We start from the raw sequence: 16043 nt of genomic DNA on the forward strand, positions 1-16043 counted from the left end.
CGGAGGGGCCGTGCGGCGGGTCTCCGCGGGGGTGCTTCGGAGGGTCGGAACGGCCCCCTTGGATCGGCAGGCGGGGGCGGCGGGCGGCCTTGTGAACCGGCAGTCGAATGTCCGGAATGCTCCTGTATGCGAGGAGCGCCGCCGCGCCGTTCCGTGGAACGAGACGGACGGCACACGCCCGGCGCGGGAGGATGTGGCCGGTCGTGTCGGTCGTGTCGGTCGAGGAGGGGGTGCGCCGGTGGTCCCGGTCGTGGTCGCGGCGGTGCTGGTCGGTCTCCTGGCGGCTCCGCCGCTGCGCGGGCGGATCGCCCGGTTCGCGGTGCCGGAGGGCGAGCCCTGGTGCGAGGCCTGCCCGTCCTGCGGGCGCGCGCTGCGGCTGCTGCCGCCGACCGGGCGCTGCCCGGGCTGCCGGGAGCGGCTGGGCGCCGGCCCCTGGACGGTGGAGGCGGTCGCGGCGGCGGTCGCCGTCGCGGTGGCGTACGCGGCGGACCGCCTGGTGGTGGTGACCCTGGCCCTGGGCTGGGCGGCGGCGCTCGGCGTGGCGCTCGGCTTCGTCGACGCGCGGGTGCGCCGGCTGCCGTACGGGCTGACCGTGCCGCTGCTCGGCGGGGTGGCGGCGCTGCTGCTGGTCGCGGCGCAGGCCGAGCGGGACCCGGGTGCGCTGCTGCGCTGCCTGCTGGTCGCGCTGGCGGTCGGGGGCGTCCTCGAACTGGCCGTCTGGCTGGGCGCGTTGGGCCCCGGGGACTCCCCGCTCGGGCTCGCCCTGGGCGGGCTGCTCGGCTGGTTCGGCTGGTCGGTGGCGCTCGGCGGGCTGTTCGCCGCGATGGTGCTCGCCGGGCTGTGGGGCACCCTGCGGGCCGCCGCCGCGCTGGCCCGCCGCCGCCCGGTGCGCGGGCTCGACCTCCCGGTCGGCCCGTTCCTGCTGCTCGGCGCGCTCACCGCGGTCCTGGCGCGGTGAGCGGAGCCGTACCAGGCGACGACCGGGAGCCGCCCCGGCCTCCGGTCCACCCCGCTCCCGGCCCCCGGAGGACCCCGCCACCGCCCCTTCCGGACCCCGTCCCTAATAGAGGGGACAGGGGAAACGGAAGGGCCCGCCGTACCGGTCGGTACGACGGGCCCCGCCGCCGACGCGCAGGCCCCACCCTCAAGGAGCGGCGCGCCGGGGGAGTTGGGCTCTAGGGGGTCACGGCCTCCCGGCCGTCACGGCATCTTGTGGACGAACGGGCCGACCGTGTTGGAGAACGCGTTGCCGTTGTTGGCGTCCCAGTTGGTCGACCAGGTCATCGCGCCGCGGATGGTCGGCCACTTGGCCGGCGGCACGAAGCTGCCGCAGTTGTTACCGGTGGCCAGGCAGTCCAGCGCGTTGTTCACCACGGTCGGCGAGACGTAGCCGCCGCCCGCCGCCCGGCTGGAGGCCGGGACGCCGATGCCCACCTGGTCCGGCCGCAGGCCGCCCTGGATCTGGGTGCAGACCTGCGCGGTGATGAAGTCGATGGTGCCCTGGTTGTAGACCTTGCCGTCGCAGCCGTTCATGCCGCCCGAGTTGTAGAACTGGGTGTTGACGACGGTGAGGATGTCCTTGGTCTTCAGCGCCAGCTGGAAGTAGGCGCCGGAGGTGTTGTACATCCCGATGGTCTCGGGGGCCATGGTCAGGACGAAGCCGGGGCCGACCTTGGCCTGCAGGGCGTGCAGCGCGTCGCCGAGCGGGCCGGCCTGGACGCCGTTCTCCAGGTCGACGTCGATGCCGTCGAAGCCGTAGTCCTTGATGATCGCGTAGGCGCTGTTGGTGAAGTTGGCGCCGGCGGTGGCGTCCCCGACGGTGATCGCGCCGTTCTGGCCGCCGATGGAGAGGATGACCTTCTTGCCGGCCGCCTGCTTGGCCTTGACGTCGGCGCGGAACTGGGCGTCGGTGTAGCCGCCGAGGGCCTTGGACAGGCCCGGGTCCAGGGTGAAGCTGATCGCGCCGGTCCTGGTCGGCACGGCGTCGGCGAAGGACACCGCGATGATGTCGTACGCGCTCTGGACGTCGCTCAGCCGCTGCGCGGTCGAGCCGTTGTCGAAGTTCTGCCAGTAGCCGGTGACCGCGTGGGCGGGCAGGCCGGTGACCGGCGGGGTGGTGCTGGTCGGCGTGGCGGTGGGGGTCGCCGTCGGGGTCTGGGTGGGCGTCCCGGTGGGGGTCGGGGTCGCCGTCTGGGTGGGCGTCGCGGTGGCCGTGGGGGAGGCGGTGGCCGTCGGCGTCGGGGTCGGCGTGGGGGTCGCGGTCGGCGACGGGGTGCCGGTGCCGCCGGGGCCGACCAGTGCGACGTCGTCGGCGAGGTAGGCGCTCTGGCCGTACCAGCCGTGCAGGTAGACGGTGACGCTGGTGGCGTTCGCCCCGGTGGTGAAGGTGGTGGACAGCTGGTTCCAGCTGTTCTGGTTCGACCACGCGGACGGGTCGGTGCCGCCGGTGCCGCGCGCGCCGAGGTAGACGTACGGGCCCTGGACCCACGCGCTCAGCGTGTAGCTGGTGTTGGGCAGCACGCTGATGGTCTGGGCGCACTCGGCGGTGTCGCCGGCGCCCGGGGTGGCCTGGAGCGCGCCGGTGCCGGAGTGGACCGGGGAGGACACCGTGGTCGCGGCGCCGGTGCAGGTCCAGCCGCCGAGCCCGCCGTCGAAGCCGCCGTTGGCGACCAGGTTGCCGACCGCCGCGCTGGCGCCGCCGGCGAAGAGGGCGAGGCCGCCGCCGGCCAGGGCGAGGGCGGTGGCGCCGGCCGCGACGGCCGGGAGGGGGCTGCGCCGGCGCTTGTGCGAAGGCTGGTTCAGCGTACGGGCCATGGGGTGACGCTCCTGGGGGAGGAGCGGCCGCCGCGGTGGGGGGCGCGGCGGCCGCGTGTGGGGGAGGGGAGGTCCGAAGTGAGCCTGCGGGGCGGAGCAGGAGGATCGTTCCGTCCCGGATCAAAAGCTGGACTAGACCATTGCTGGTCGTCAAGCATCGGAAGAACGGCTTACGGTTCCGTTAAGGATTCGGAGACCGTTCCGTGTCCGCGCCCCGGAGGCCCCGCAACGACCCCGCGGAGGCCCCGCGGAGGCCCCGCCACCCGTCCGGAGGACCCCCGACACGCCCGTCGGGACAGACTTCGTACAGGACCGTGACCAGACCGCTACCTGCGGCTTTACTGTGCACCTGCGCGCCGGAGTAGGCTGCGCCGGGGGCGGAGACGCACCAGTTGCAACGAGCACGGAGGGGCCGGGAAACATGGGTCTGCGCGATGTCGCCGAACGGACGCCGGGGCTGCGCACCCTGCTCGGCGGGATGTACGGGCTCTACGGGCGACGGGTCGAGGTCCACCTCGCGAGCACCCCGCGCCACATCGGCGTGATCCTGGACGGCAACCGCCGCTGGGCCAAGGCGGCGGGCGGCTCCACCGCGTACGGCCACCAGCGCGGCGCCGACAAGATCAGCGAGTTCCTCGGCTGGTGCGACGAGACCCACGTCAAGGTCGTCACCCTCTGGATGCTCTCCACCGACAACCTGGACCGCCCGGCCGACGAGCTCGTCCCGCTGCTCGGCATCATCGAGGACGCCGTCACCGGCCTGGCCGCCGCCCGCCGCTGGCGGGTCAACCCGGTCGGCGCGCTGGACCTGCTGCCCCAGCACACCGCCGACGTGCTCAAGCGGGCCGCCGACCAGACCGCCGACATCGACGGGATAACGGTCAACGTCGCGGTCGGCTACGGCGGTCGGCACGAGATCGCCGACGCCGTCCGCTCGCTGCTCCAGGAGCAGGCCGGACGCGGCACCTCGATCGAGGAACTGGCCGAGGTCCTGACCGTCGAGCACATCGCCGAGCACCTGTACACCCGCAACCAGCCCGACCCGGACCTGATCATCCGCACCTCGGGCGAGCAGCGGCTGTCCGGCTTCCTGCTCTGGCAGAGCGCGCACAGCGAGTTCTACTTCTGCGAGGCGTACTGGCCGGCCTTCCGCAAGGTCGACTTCCTGCGCGCGCTGCGCGCCTACGAGCAGCGCCACCGGCGGCTGGGGCTGTAGTCCCGGATCGGCCGGTTTCGGCCCGGCGTCCCCGGGCCGGTGCCCCGCGTTCCCGGGGCCGGTGCCCCGCGCCCTCGGGGGCGGTGCCCCGCGCCCTCGGGGGCGGTGACCCCGTGTCCGGGGGGCCGTCGTCCCAGGTCCGGCCGTCCGGAGGAAATGACCGCCGTAGGCATGGCCTACCCGGCGCCCGGGCGAGGCCAAACGTTCACCGGCAATGATCCGTCAGTTCGCCGGGGGCGCGAATGCACCGTTCCCCGCCTGGGAATACTCCAGTCAGTCCGGTCCCGAGGCCACCGGGGCAGCGGGGGCCGGCTTGCCGCGGATGACGCAGGGTCATCCGCTCTGGAGGCCTAGTGGTCAGTTCCAAGAGCCGCCGGACACCAGACCGGCGCACGTACGTTCTCGACACCAGCGTGCTCCTGGCGGACCCGCTCGCCATGACCCGCTTCGAGGAGCACGAGGTCGTCCTCCCGGTGGTGGTCGTCACCGAGCTGGAGGCCAAGCGGCACCACCCGGAGCTGGGCTACTTCGCCCGCCAGGCGCTGCGGCTGCTCGACGACTACCGCATCCGGCACGGCCGGCTCGACGAGCCGATCCCGGTCGGCGAGCTCGGCGGCACCATCCGGGTCGAGCTCAACCACTCCGACGTGTCGATACTGCCGGTCGGCTACCGGGCCGGCGGCGGTGAGGCGGACACCCGGATCCTCGCGGTCGCCCGCAACCTCCAGGCCGAGGGCTACGACGTCACCGTCGTGTCCAAGGACCTGCCGCTGCGGATCAAGGCCAGTTCGGTGGGCCTGCTCGCGGAGGAGTACCGGGCCGAGCTGGCGATCACCTCGGGCTGGACGGGCATGACCGAGCTGCACGTCCCGGCCGATCAGGTGGACGCGCTCTTCTCGGTCGGCCACGACGCGGGGGTGGACGTCGACGGTGCCGCCGAGCTGCCGGTCCACACCGGTCTGGTGCTGACCTCGGAGCGCGGCCGCGCGCTCGGCCGGGTCACCGGCGACGGCCGGGTGCGGCTGGTGCGCGGGGAGCGCGAGGCGTTCGGGCTGCGCGGGCGCAGCGCCGAGCAGCGGGTGGCGCTGGACCTGCTGCTCGACCCGGAGATCGGGATCGTCTCGATGGGCGGCCGGGCCGGCACCGGGAAGTCGGCGCTGGCGCTGTGCGCGGGGCTGGAAGCGGTGCTGGAGCGGAGGCAGCACCGCAAGGTGATGGTCTTCCGGCCGCTGTACGCGGTCGGCGGGCAGGAGCTGGGCTACCTGCCCGGTTCCGAGGCGGAGAAGATGGGCCCCTGGGCGCAGGCGGTCTTCGACACCCTCTCCGCCGTCACCACCCCGGACGTGATCGAGGAGGTCATCTCCCGCGGGATGCTGGAGGTGCTGCCGCTGACCCACATCCGGGGGCGCTCGCTGCACGACGCCTTCGTGATCGTGGACGAGGCGCAGTCGCTGGAGCGGAACGTCCTGCTGACGGTGCTGTCCCGGATCGGCCAGGGCTCGCGGGTGGTGCTCACCCACGACGTGGCGCAGCGGGACAACCTCCGGGTGGGCCGCTACGACGGCGTGGTGGCGGTGGTGGAGAAGCTGAAGGGTCATCCGCTCTTCGCCCACATCACGCTCACCCGCTCGGAGCGTTCGCCGATCGCGGCGCTGGTCACGGAGATGCTGGAGGACATCCACCCGTGATCCGCCCTCCGAGGGCATAGTCGGACAATACGGTCAACTCATGGCCGGGGGCCCGCTCCTGAGGGAGCGGGCCCCGTCCGTTTCATCACATCGAGTGCTTTCCGTCCGGGGAACTGCCGTGCGGTGAATGTGACATGCGCCACGCGGGCGGGAATTGCGTCGACCGTACCCGGTGCGGCATGGTGAGGGTTCTGTCAGGCCCCGCGTACGGCGCGGCAGGGCTTCCGGCCACCGGAGGTCAGGCCCCGGAAGGTCCACCAACTCCGGTCGGTGGACGCACAATTGAAGAACGTTGAGCCGTACGCCGCCCGATTCCAACGCCTGGTCGACTCACCTCGGCCGGACGCCGGGCCAGCACCTCCCGTGACCAGTGCACCGTGCGGAGGTCAGTGTCAAGGGGCATGTTGCGCCCGTACGGTCACGCGTGGGCGATGCTGGAAGGAATCCATGTGACTCGGATCTCGGTCCGGGGAGTCGCTGTGGCCTCCGCCACCGCCGTCACCGCTGTCGGTGCCGTCGTGGGCATGGCCTCGGGCAGCGAGGGCAAGACGACGCAGACGGTCGACGTCGCGGGCGCGACCCTGCTTGCCGAAGTCCCCTCTGGCGCCCAGGCGCAGACCATCAGTGACAACATCGGCCAGCAGGCATCCGCCCAGCAGGCCTCCGCCGACGCCGCCGCCAAGGCCGCCGCGGAGCAGAAGGCCGCCGAGGAGGCCGCGCGCCAGCAGGCCGCCGCGGACGCCCAGGCGAAGGCCGACGCCCAGGCCAAGGCCGACGCGGAGAAGGCCGCCAAGGCCGCGGACGACAAGCGCAAGGCCGACGAGGCCGCCGCGAACCGTTCCAAGTCCCGCTCCGCGATGAGCGCGGTGGAGGACAGCGCGCCGCCCGTCTCGGTCAGCCCCGGCTCGGTCCAGGACCTGGCCCGGCAGATCGTCGGCAACGACGCGCAGTTCCAGTGCTTCAGCCAGATCGTGAAGCGCGAGAGCGGCTGGGACTACACCGCGACCAACAAGAGCTCCGGTGCCTACGGTCTGGTCCAGGCGCTGCCCGGCACCAAGATGGCCTCGGCCGGTGCCGACTGGCGCACCAACCCGGCCACCCAGATCAAGTGGGGCGTCGGCTACATGAACTCCCGCTACGGCAGCCCCTGCGGTGCGTGGTCGTTCTGGCAGGCGCACAACTGGTACTAGGAAACGGCTGCCGCTCCGGCGGCGCGGTTCCACCCGGCCCCCGGCCGTTCGCCCTCCTCGGGCGAGCGACCGGGGGCCGTGGCGTTCTCCGGTTCGGCTGTTCTCCGGTTCGCGGCGAGGGGGCGGACCGCGCCGCCCGGGCGGCGCTGACCAGTGCGCCCTCGGGCGGTGCGGCCCCGGTTGCGGACGCGGGGCGCGGGGAGGGGTCCTGGTTGCTCCCCGCACCGGCCGGTCCGCCGGCGGTTGGCCGTGGGGCGACCTCGGCGGCTGGGCTCCGGGGTCTCGTCCCGACTCCTCCCCGGTGAACCGTGTCCGAAACCGTATGGAACCTTGCGTTTTGTCCGGTTCATCGGGATGGACGGTTCGAGTCGAACGGACCGGCGACCGGACTCGCCGCTCCTCCGGCGGGTAGCGTCATCCCTGACGGCCGCGGCAGGACCCGCGGCGTACCGCCGGACACGGCGGGTTCGGCAGGGGAGCGGTGGTAGCGAGGATGGCGCGGGGCGGAAAGGCCTTCAAGGCCGTGGCCAAGGGCATGGCCGTGGTGGCGAGCGCGGCCGCCGTGATCGAACGGCGCCGGCGTGCCGCGATGGCGGCCGACCCGCACGAACCGGCACTCCCGGCACTGGCCGAAGGGCCGGTGCCGGCGCTCGTGGACGGGCACGTCCCGGCACTCGTCGAGGCGCCGGGCCCCGTCCCGGTCCCGCGGGCCGTTCCGGTGCCGCAGGCCGACCCGGCCCCGGCGGCCGAGCCGGTCCCGCCGTCCGCCGCGCCGGCCCCTACGGCTCCGGTGGCCCAACCGGCCCCGGCCGCCCCGGCCGCGCACGTCGGGCTCGGGCGGGAGTACCACCCCGGCCGCCCGGCCACGCCCGCCGAGGCGGTGCCGTGGGGCCTGCGGGTGGCCGCCGAGTCGACCTGGCGGCTGCTGCTGCTCGGTGCCGCGCTCTACGTCGTCTTCTACGTGGTCGACATGCTGCGGCTGGTGGCCTTCTCGGTGCTGGCCTCGCTGCTGATCACCGCGCTGCTGGAGCCCTCGGTCTCCTGGCTGCGCCGACACGGCGTGCCGCGCTCGCTGGCGGCCGGCGGGGTCTTCCTCAGCGGTCTGGCCGGGATCGGGCTGGTCGGCTGGTTCGTCGTCTGGCAGGTGTCGACCAACCTCTCGGACGTCACCACCCAGGTGAAGACCGGCGTCAACCAGCTGCGGGACTGGCTGGTCACCGGGCCGCTGCACCTGACCCAGCAGCAGATCACCGACTTCGCCAACCAGATCACCAAGGCCATCACCACCAACACCGATCAGCTCACCTCGGCCTCGATCACCGGCGCGCAGATCGCCGTCGAGGTGCTGACCGCGCTGCTGATGACCTTCTTCACCACCTTCTTCTTCCTCTACGACGGCGCGAAGATCTGGAACTGGGCGCTGCGCGGCCTGCCCCGGCACTCCCGGTTCGCCATGGCCGGGGCCGGCCCGAAGGCCTGGGCGACGCTCACCGCCTACGTGCGCGGCACGGTCTGCGTGGCCTTCATCGACGCGCTCTGCATCGGCATCGGCGTCGACCTGCTGGGCGTGCCGCTGGCGCTGCCGCTGGCCGTGATCATCTTCCTGGGCGCCTTCGTCCCGCTGGTCGGCGCGCTGATCACCGGCACCGTGGCGGTGCTGATCGCGCTGGTCACCCAGGGGCCGTGGACGGCGCTGATGGTGCTGGTGGTGCTGGTCGCGGTGATGCAGGTGGAGAGCCACATCCTCCAGCCGCTGATCCTCGGCCGGGCCGTCCGGGTCCACCCGCTCGGCGTCGTGCTCGGCGTCGCGGCCGGCGGCATCATCGGCGGCATCGGCGGCGCGGTGGTCGCCGTCCCGCTGATCGCCGTCACCAACACCGTGGTCGCCCACCTGCGCCGTCGCAACGAGGCCGGCCAGGCCGTCTTCACCGCGCTCGAAGCCGCCCGTGAGGCCGCCGAGCGCACGGCGGGGCGCACGGCTGAACCCGCCGCCGAGCGCACCGCGGCCGCCCACCCCGCCCCGTCGGCCGCGCCCGCCACCGACTGACCCCCCGCCGTGCCGGGGGGCGACCGGCGCGGGAGAACGACGACGGGCCCCTCGCGGACATGGTGTCCGGGAGGGGCCCGTCGGGGTGCCGGGGTGCGTCAGGCGGTGACGTCCGCCAGGGCGGCCTCGGAGTCGAGGACGCCGGCCACGGCCTGGAGGACGGCGGCGATCTTCATCGAGGCCTGGACGACCTCGCGCTCGACGCCGGCCTTGCGCAGCACGGCCTCGTGCGAGTCGAGGCACTGGCCGCAGCCGTTGATGGCCGAGACCGCGAAGCACCAGAGCTCGAAGTCGACCTTCTCGACGCCCGGGGTGCCGATGATGTTCATCCGCAGACCGGCCCGCATCGTGCTGTACTCCTTGTCGGAGAGCAGGTGCAGCGTCCGGTAGTAGACGTTGTTCATCCCCATGATCGCGGCCGCGCCCTTGGCGGCGGTGTACGCCTCCGGGGAGAGGTTGGCCTTGGCCTCGGGCTCCAGCTCGCGCAGCAGGCCGGGGCTGCGGGTGGCCATCGCGCAGGACAGCACGGTGCCCCAGAGCTGCTGGGCGGGGAGGTCGGAGTTGCCGATGACCGAGCCCAGGTTGAGCTTGAGGTCCTTGGCGTAGTCCGGGAGGGCGGCCTTCAGGTCGTCGAGAGCCATGGGTCAGCCCGCCAGCAGGGCCTGGGCGTCGAGGGTGTCCTCGCCCTTGTTCCAGTTGCACGGGCACAGCTCGTCGGTCTGCAGGGCGTCCAGCACCCGCAGGACCTCCTTGGGGTTACGGCCGACGGAGCCGGCGGTGACCATGACGAACTGGATCTCGTTGTTCGGGTCGACGATGAAGACGGCGCGCTGGGCGGTGCCGTCCTCGCCCTCGACGCCGCAGGCGCGCATCAGCTCGTGCTTGATGTCGGCCAGCATCGGGAAGGGCAGGTCGCGCAGGTCCTTGTGGTCCTTGCGCCAGGCGTGGTGCACGAACTCGGAGTCGCCGGAGACGCCGAGGATCTGGGCGTCGCGGTCGGCGAACTCGTCGTTCAGCTTGCCGAACGCGGCGATCTCGGTCGGGCAGACGAAGGTGAAGTCCATCGGCCAGAAGAAGACGACTCGCCAACCCTTCTTGTCCTCCGAAGTGTAGTCCTTGAACTCCAGCTTGTCAGCCGAGGGACCTTCAACGCCCTTGAGGCTGTAGGCCGGGAACTTGTCACCGATCGTGAGCACGTCGCTTCTCCTGTAAGGGTGGGAAGGTTTGTCCGGATTGCGGACGGCTCTAGAGTTCCACATCGTGGACTGATCAGGGAAATAGGCGATCCGACTCGAACTGATCGGAGGTTCTTATCAGGCCGTGCAGGCTTGCACGGGAACGCGCTGTAGGCGTACCGTCACTCACGCACTGTGCAACCCTGCACACTCTGCGGAGGGACAGGCATGTCTGAGTACGGGGAGTACCAGGACGCCAAGGACAAGGCCGACAGCAAGCCCAAGGGCAAGCACGCGCCCCCCGGCGGGCCGCGTGGGGACGGCGAGAACACCGGGTGCATGAACGCCGGCATCCCGGCGGTCGTGGGCATCGGTATCGTGGCCCTGGCGGCCTGCCTGAGGGTCGCACGGAGGCAGAGGAGGTAGCCCGGTGGACGCCCCCAGGGAAGTTGCGCGGCTGACAGCCGAACTGCGCGGCCTTGAGCCGGAGGAAGTTGAACGGCGCTTGAGGCTTCTCCGCCCGCCGGATTTTGCTTCGGCCGTGACTGATGAAGAATACTCCAGCTACGTATATCCGGCCGTTCGAGGTAATTTGAACATTCCCGAGCCGGATAACTTTATGTCCAAGCACGCGGTTCCCATTTTGCTGAGCATCGTTGCGGCCCTGTGTGTCCTTATCTGGGCTACGTCGCGCTAAGGCGCGTTTGTTCTCCATTGGCGGCCCACCCTTCCGGGGTGGGCCGCTTTTGCATGCCAGCCACTAATGGGCCCGGCGTTCCCCTGTCAAATCGAACGTGTGCAGGCTTGCACGCTTTGCGGCGCAGTCCTAGGCTCAACTTGGCGCAAAAACCATTAGGCGATTGGCCTTAACAGGCATGCCTGTAGGTTGATTGGGGAGGGCCATTGGCCAAGTCGCGACTTACCAAGATCAGACCTCAACTGAAAAAGCAGTATGAGGCCGGGGCAACGTCCACCGGGCTTGCCGCAGAACACAATGTCCATCACACCACCATTCTCTATCACCTGCATGAGGCCGGCACGGCCATGCGGCCTCCGGGAACGCCTCGGCATGGCTAGTCTTGGGGCCGGAGAGGCGGGGAACAGCAAGAAGCCGACAAGGCAAGAAACCATCAACTTGCTGCGTGCAGGGCTTAAGTATCATCAGGTGGCAGCAGTATTCGGAATGAAGCCCGATGTTCTCTATCGACAGATGAGCCGATGGGGAATTAAGGCTTCGGATTTTCGCCCGCCTGTGGGCGGCAATTCGGAGAAGGTGAATCGCGAACCCGCGCCGGCGGAAGCCGCTACAGCCGGAATGTCCGCACGGGCTAGATGGGCCGCAGTGACAGAGGAAGAACTGAGGGGCCATCTTGCGGACGGGAAAACCGTAAAGGATGTTGCGGGGGTTTACGGCGTCGATCCGGCCACCGTGAACAAGAAGATGCGCCACTTCGGTTTCAGCGTAAAGGACGTTAGGCCGTTGATCCTTGGCCGGGGCGGACAGGCGATGAAGCAACGAAACGCCGCCATCCGGGCCGGCAAGAAGGTTCCTCCCCCGAAGCGGCCCCGCGCGCCTAAAAAGGAAGTTGAGATTCCGGCACCGGACAAGCGGAAACGCCTGAGGGCCGAGATTCACGGGATGAGCCTGCCTCAGGTGGCCAACCACTTTGGCATCAGCATGGACAGGGCGCGGGCGCTCGTGTGGAGCCTGCACGGGCAGTAGTTCGACCCCCGGGGGTTAGTTACTTAATTAATTACTTCCGGGGGCTTGATGGGCCCCGAGGGCCGCCCGTTGCCGGCAACGTCGGTCGAACGTGCGTGCGATGACTGGTTCATGAAACCCACACGGTCCGGCTGTGAAGTCGGACCGTGTGTCATGTCCACATACGTCCCACATTGCCCCCCGCCAGGTGGCTGGACCTGGCTTGATCACCCCCCGTGCGTGGCGGAATCCTCGGGGTGATCTTGACCCTACGTATGCCACCTGCCTAGCGTGGTGGCCCCGCCTCCTCCTGATCCGCGCGTGGCGAGAGTCCGCCGAACGGCGTTGACATACGACACATCCCGTATGCTATGGTGCCTGTAGCACGTAGCAGGGGAGAGCGGAAGTGCATAACCACAGTTGTCATTTACGCCAGGAATAGCGGGGTCGGACCGATGCCACCTAAGTCCAAGGTTACGTTTGAACAGGTCTGGGGAGCCGTTTACGAAAAAGACGGCAGGCAAAAGAGGTCCTACCAGGAAGCCGCCGATTTTCTCGGCGTTCACAAGCAAACTGTCGCCTCGGCCTTGCGCAAGAATTCCGCGACCGTTAATGCAGACGTGAACATGACCGGCTTTCTGCCGGAGAATTTCAAGTCTGAGCATGGCGGAGAAAAGGAAGCTACAGCCTTGCGCGCCCTGGCCGAGCAAGAGGCCGGCAAGGAAATCTCCAATGCGCGGGCGGAAGCGGCCGAGAGATTCCGCGAGAAGTCAGGTAGCTACATTTGTGCCTACGATCCGGAATACGGATTCTATTGGCTGCGTCGGGACGCCGGCGACAATCGATGGCTGTTTGAGTAGTATGTCCGTTTAGACCGCTTTGGGGCTAGGTTGTCCGTGAACCTAGCCCCATTTTTCTGTCTCCGGAGCGCAACCTTTCGTCCGCCCAGACGTCTTGTCGGTGGGGAGGTGTAACCTGCGCACGCTCCGTGATTAATAGCTCTTGACCTGCACTTAAGGGCTTGTTTAGGATCGAACAGCTTCGGGTTCGAACACGCTTCGAACACCCGGGCAGGGCAGGAGCAACAGCAATAGGGCACTTCCTACCCACCAGCACACGGGGGTTTCCTTGGAACAGATCGAAGAATCGCAGGTGCACACTATTCGGCCGGTCACCGTTGACATGGTTTGTGGTATCGAGGTAGGAACGATCCCCGCCCGGGGCCGCACCTACCTTGCGATTTCGGAAAACCCCGACTGGTATAGGGTCAATGGCGAGATTGACCGTCTGACCAAAACGTTTGGCGAACCTGATGTGGAGACGGTTTCCGATGATGGGCGACTCTACTATGAGTGGACTGGAATGTAAGGAGGGCGGGCCGTAGGGGGACACAGAAGCGTTTCACAGCTTCTCGGATATTCCGGTTGCTCGGAGCGCTATCAACTTGAGAGAGTCAGTCGTGTTCCGCAGACTCCTGCCGGCTGGACCTTGCAGGGGCTTGCGGTACATGAAACGATCGAAGCGTGGGAACGATCCGGCAGAAGCCTTGACGGGCCGGCATTGCGGGAAATCTACGCCAACGTTTGGGAGAAACATTATCGGCGCATGCTTCGCGATGAGCCGGACCTAAACAGGTGGCTGACCGGAAATATTCGTGTCAAGGGGGAAACTGACCTGCAACGCCGGCGAGAGCGCGGCTATGATCAGGTCGATTTCTATATGGCGGATGCGCTCAGCGCTGAATGGTCCATCTGGGAAACCCCGGATTATGATCTGGCGATTGAGCTACCGTTCGCCATTGATCTTGACGGTACAGAGGTAGTCGGGTACATAGATCAGGTAAGGGAGTGGCCGGATGGCAGGCTAGAAATCGTTGACGTGAAGACCGGCAGCAAGATGCCGGATTGGGATTTGCAGCTAGGCATGTACCGTCTGGCCGTACTAGAGGCATATGAAGTAGCGGGCCCCGTATCGGGGTCTTTTTTTATGCTCAAAGACGGCAAGTATGTGCCGGCAAAGAAGCTTGAGACGTTCACGCGGGAGCGACTTACCGCGTGGTTCAAATCCCTTGACAAGGGAATTGCGTCGGAAGTCTACTTGCCGAACCCCGGTTCGCACTGCCGGATATGCTCGGTCTGGAAATACTGTTCCGCAACATAGAGAGGCATGATTTGACTGACGTTGAATACACGTCCGGCATTACCATCACGCTTAAGGCTGGCCCCGCTCAGGATGCCCCATGGATTTCCATTCGTGGCACCGACCCGGAGCACGCTTTCGCGCTCCTGGATGAGGCCCAGCAAACCGACCTTTACAGCAAGGTTGCTGACGCCCACAATCAGTTCACGGCTGTTGAGCTTATCCGCCGCGAGATGCCGGCCACCGTGATGCCGCAGAACGGCCCTCAGGGCGGCCAGGGCGGCCAGGGTGGATACAACCGCCAGGGGCAGGCTCAGGGCGGCTACAGCAACCGCCAGGCCCCGCCGCAGGGTGGGCAGCAGCAGGCGCCACAGGGGCCGCCGGCAACCCATGACCTTGTGACCGTGTGCCGGCACGGTGAAAAGAACTACGTGAGCGGCATTAGCCAGAAGACTGGTAAGCCTTGGTTCGGGTTTGACTGCCCGAGCAACTTCAAGACTGCCGAGTGTGCGCGCTTCGCCAAGGTCAATGGATAGGGCGTAATCCCCAAATGATGCGGGCCGTTTCGGCGGCCCTTTTTTGTGCCCAAAAACAGGGGGATTATTGCTCACACTCGTACAGGCCCGACATTTGGGAGGGAAGGCCGGTGAGCCGCTACCGGCGGCTTTCCGGCAACTGGAAAAAGCGGGTTGCCATATTCGGCGCGGACAGCTCACTCTGATAGCCGCCGGTCCCGGCGTAGGAAAGTCTGCCTTGGTGACCACCATTGCGACCAGGGCGGAGGTGCCGACGCTCTATTTCAGCGCCGACAGCGACGCGTTCACGCAATATGTGCGCTTGGCCGCCATGCTCACGGACACGCCCGTTTGGGCCGTAGAGCGGGACATGGACGCTGGCAAGAGCGTCCACTATGACACGCAGATAAACAACTTGGATTATCTGCGCTGGAATTTCGACGCGTCACCGACCCTCGATAATCTCGATCTTGATGTGCAAGCATTCGGATATCTTTACGGATGCTGGCCGCAACTCATCATTGTGGACAACATCAAAAACGTGTGGACGGACGCCGGCGACGACAACAGCAAATATGGGGAGATCATTGATTATCTCCATGAGCTAGGGCGCAAGACGGGCGCCGCAGTTGTCGCATTGCACCATCTCACCGGAACGTATGACGACGGAATCACCCCCGCGCCAATGTCTGCACTCCTGGGGAAGATCAGCAAGATTCCGGAAGTCATCTTGACGCTTCACCGGTCGGGTTCCCTTGATTTTGGGGACCTGATGATCAACGTCTCAATTGTCAAAAACCGTGGCGGCAAGGCCGATCCTAGCGGTAACTGGTTTATTCCGCTTCAAGCGGATATGGAGAGGATGAGAATTGATTGACAGCATGGGCATCGAGGGCGGCAGCATCGTGATTAACGGTGAGGAGGTTCCGAAGATTATCAAGCACGCTGACGGAACCGAGACGTGGAATCTCGATGCCGAGACGGCGGCGGCTATCGATCGGGCCGTTTCGGCCCAGATCCTCCGGGCGGTTCTTGCCGTCCTGGCCGCCGGCGCCGACGATTCCGAGTTTGACGACTGATGAACGGCAGGGCGAGCAAGAGTAAAGGATACCGGGGAGAGATAGAAGCGGTTGAAGTTCTCTCCCCGGTTTATCCGAAAGCCAAACGCTTTGGCGGCATCAATGGCGCCAATGACCTAGGCGATATCGACGAAATTCCCTACTGGGTTATTCAGGTCAAGAACGTAGCCGTTGCTCAGCTTGGCAGATTTGTTGCGGATGCCGAGGAACAGCGTAAGCGTGCGGGGGCTCGCTGGTCGGCAGTAATGCTGAAACTCAAGGGCAAGCACATGCGCTACGGCGTATTCGTCATGTCCAATGAGCAAGGAATCCGGATCATGAAGCGACTAGAGGAGTGTGAAAATGGCACGTGTCATTCGCAAGATCGAAATCCAGAAGACTAGCTATGGGCAGGGAGACGAAACCCCACTTTCCGTACTGGAACACTTTATCCAGGAAGTTCGGGAAAACACTGGGATCGGGGTAGACCCCCTAATCC

17 protein-coding genes and 1 pseudogene are annotated in these 16043 nt (G+C 67.6%); 15 read left to right on the top strand and 3 right to left on the bottom strand.

Translation table 11 applies throughout. From position 1 onward, the window contains the following. The first annotated feature begins 238 nt into the window (after nucleotides 1–238). Nucleotides 239–958 carry a prepilin peptidase gene (locus tag ACFRQN_RS02185; RefSeq protein ID WP_380737568.1) on the top strand — a complete coding sequence of 240 codons (720 nt, stop codon included), beginning with the start codon at nucleotides 239–241 and terminating at the stop codon, nucleotides 956–958. A 242-nt stretch (nucleotides 959–1200) separates the two neighbouring features. Here the strand turns inward: ACFRQN_RS02185 and ACFRQN_RS02190 are convergent, their stop codons facing one another. After that, nucleotides 1201–2814 (bottom strand): chitinase, encoded by a 1614-nt coding sequence (locus ACFRQN_RS02190; RefSeq protein WP_380737570.1) that lies wholly within the window; start codon nucleotides 2812–2814, stop codon nucleotides 1201–1203. Nucleotides 2815–3235: 421 nt separating this feature from the next. Between ACFRQN_RS02190 and ACFRQN_RS02195 the strand changes: the two genes are divergently transcribed. The 4 genes from ACFRQN_RS02195 (at nucleotide 3236) to ACFRQN_RS02210 (ending at nucleotide 8955) form a co-directional block, all read left to right on the top strand. Next, nucleotides 3236–4030: an isoprenyl transferase gene (locus ACFRQN_RS02195; RefSeq protein ID WP_181970663.1), complete on the top strand. Its 795-nt coding sequence runs from the start codon at nucleotides 3236–3238 to the stop codon at nucleotides 4028–4030. Nucleotides 4031–4383: 353 nt separating this feature from the next. Then, nucleotides 4384–5718 carry a PhoH family protein gene (locus tag ACFRQN_RS02200; protein WP_049657856.1) on the top strand — a complete coding sequence of 445 codons (1335 nt, stop codon included), beginning with the start codon at nucleotides 4384–4386 and terminating at the stop codon, nucleotides 5716–5718. Between the two features lie 431 nt (nucleotides 5719–6149). Continuing rightward, a complete protein-coding gene (locus ACFRQN_RS02205) occupies nucleotides 6150–6908 on the top strand; it encodes a transglycosylase SLT domain-containing protein (protein ID WP_181970664.1) in 759 nt (252 codons plus the stop codon). Between the two features lie 493 nt (nucleotides 6909–7401). Further along, nucleotides 7402–8955 (top strand): AI-2E family transporter, encoded by a 1554-nt coding sequence (locus ACFRQN_RS02210; RefSeq protein WP_074001324.1) that lies wholly within the window; start codon nucleotides 7402–7404, stop codon nucleotides 8953–8955. A gap of 98 nt (nucleotides 8956–9053) precedes the next feature. Here the strand turns inward: ACFRQN_RS02210 and ACFRQN_RS02215 are convergent, their stop codons facing one another. Together ACFRQN_RS02215 and ACFRQN_RS02220 are read right to left on the bottom strand one after the other, a co-directional pair. Continuing rightward, on the bottom strand, nucleotides 9054–9596 hold the full coding sequence (locus tag ACFRQN_RS02215) for an alkyl hydroperoxide reductase (RefSeq protein ID WP_049659817.1): 543 nt from the start codon (nucleotides 9594–9596) through the stop codon (nucleotides 9054–9056). Nucleotides 9597–9599: 3 nt separating this feature from the next. After that, the gene (locus ACFRQN_RS02220) at nucleotides 9600–10151 is read right to left on the bottom strand and encodes a peroxiredoxin (protein WP_380737572.1); all 552 of its coding nucleotides are present in this window, start codon (nucleotides 10149–10151) and stop codon (nucleotides 9600–9602) included. A gap of 207 nt (nucleotides 10152–10358) precedes the next feature. Here ACFRQN_RS02220 and ACFRQN_RS02225 point away from each other — a divergent pair, with 207 nt between their 5' ends. The 10 genes and pseudogenes from ACFRQN_RS02225 to ACFRQN_RS02270 all read left to right on the top strand — a co-directional run bounded on the left by ACFRQN_RS02225 (nucleotide 10359) and on the right by ACFRQN_RS02270 (nucleotide 15948). After that, a complete protein-coding gene (locus ACFRQN_RS02225) occupies nucleotides 10359–10556 on the top strand; it encodes a hypothetical protein (RefSeq protein ID WP_380737574.1) in 198 nt (65 codons plus the stop codon). Nucleotides 10557–10560: 4 nt separating this feature from the next. Next, nucleotides 10561–10827, top strand: coding sequence for a hypothetical protein (locus tag ACFRQN_RS02230; protein ID WP_380737576.1), 267 nt, complete (start codon nucleotides 10561–10563; stop codon nucleotides 10825–10827). Between the two features lie 468 nt (nucleotides 10828–11295). After that, entirely contained in the window at nucleotides 11296–11853 is a 558-nt protein-coding gene (locus tag ACFRQN_RS02235) for a hypothetical protein (RefSeq protein WP_380737578.1), read from the top strand. Nucleotides 11854–12287: 434 nt separating this feature from the next. After that, complete coding sequence (locus tag ACFRQN_RS02240) at nucleotides 12288–12692, top strand: hypothetical protein (RefSeq protein ID WP_380737580.1); 405 nt, start codon at nucleotides 12288–12290, stop codon at nucleotides 12690–12692. Between the two features lie 268 nt (nucleotides 12693–12960). Continuing rightward, on the top strand, nucleotides 12961–13200 hold the full coding sequence (locus tag ACFRQN_RS02245; RefSeq protein ID WP_380737582.1) for a hypothetical protein: 240 nt from the start codon (nucleotides 12961–12963) through the stop codon (nucleotides 13198–13200). 87 nt (nucleotides 13201–13287) lie between these two features. Next, nucleotides 13288–13992: pseudogene (locus ACFRQN_RS02250) on the top strand (PD-(D/E)XK nuclease family protein); the annotation flags it as partial. Next, nucleotides 13959–14507, top strand: coding sequence for a hypothetical protein (locus ACFRQN_RS02255; protein WP_380737584.1), 549 nt, complete (start codon nucleotides 13959–13961; stop codon nucleotides 14505–14507). The pseudogene ACFRQN_RS02250 and the gene ACFRQN_RS02255, both read left to right, overlap by 34 nt. Before the next feature lie 94 nt (nucleotides 14508–14601). Continuing rightward, nucleotides 14602–15363, top strand: coding sequence for a DnaB-like helicase C-terminal domain-containing protein (locus tag ACFRQN_RS02260; protein ID WP_380737668.1), 762 nt, complete (start codon nucleotides 14602–14604; stop codon nucleotides 15361–15363). After that, on the top strand, nucleotides 15356–15565 hold the full coding sequence (locus ACFRQN_RS02265) for a hypothetical protein (protein ID WP_380737586.1): 210 nt from the start codon (nucleotides 15356–15358) through the stop codon (nucleotides 15563–15565). The genes ACFRQN_RS02260 and ACFRQN_RS02265 overlap by 8 nt, the downstream gene beginning before the upstream one ends. Further along, nucleotides 15565–15948 (top strand): hypothetical protein, encoded by a 384-nt coding sequence (locus tag ACFRQN_RS02270; protein WP_380737588.1) that lies wholly within the window; start codon nucleotides 15565–15567, stop codon nucleotides 15946–15948. The genes ACFRQN_RS02265 and ACFRQN_RS02270 overlap by 1 nt, the downstream gene beginning before the upstream one ends. Nucleotides 15949–16043 lie beyond the last annotated feature (95 nt).

Origin of the sequence: Kitasatospora sp. NPDC056800 (assembly GCF_042789775.1) — a bacterium.
Classification (GTDB): Bacteria; Actinomycetota; Actinomycetes; order Streptomycetales; family Streptomycetaceae; genus Kitasatospora.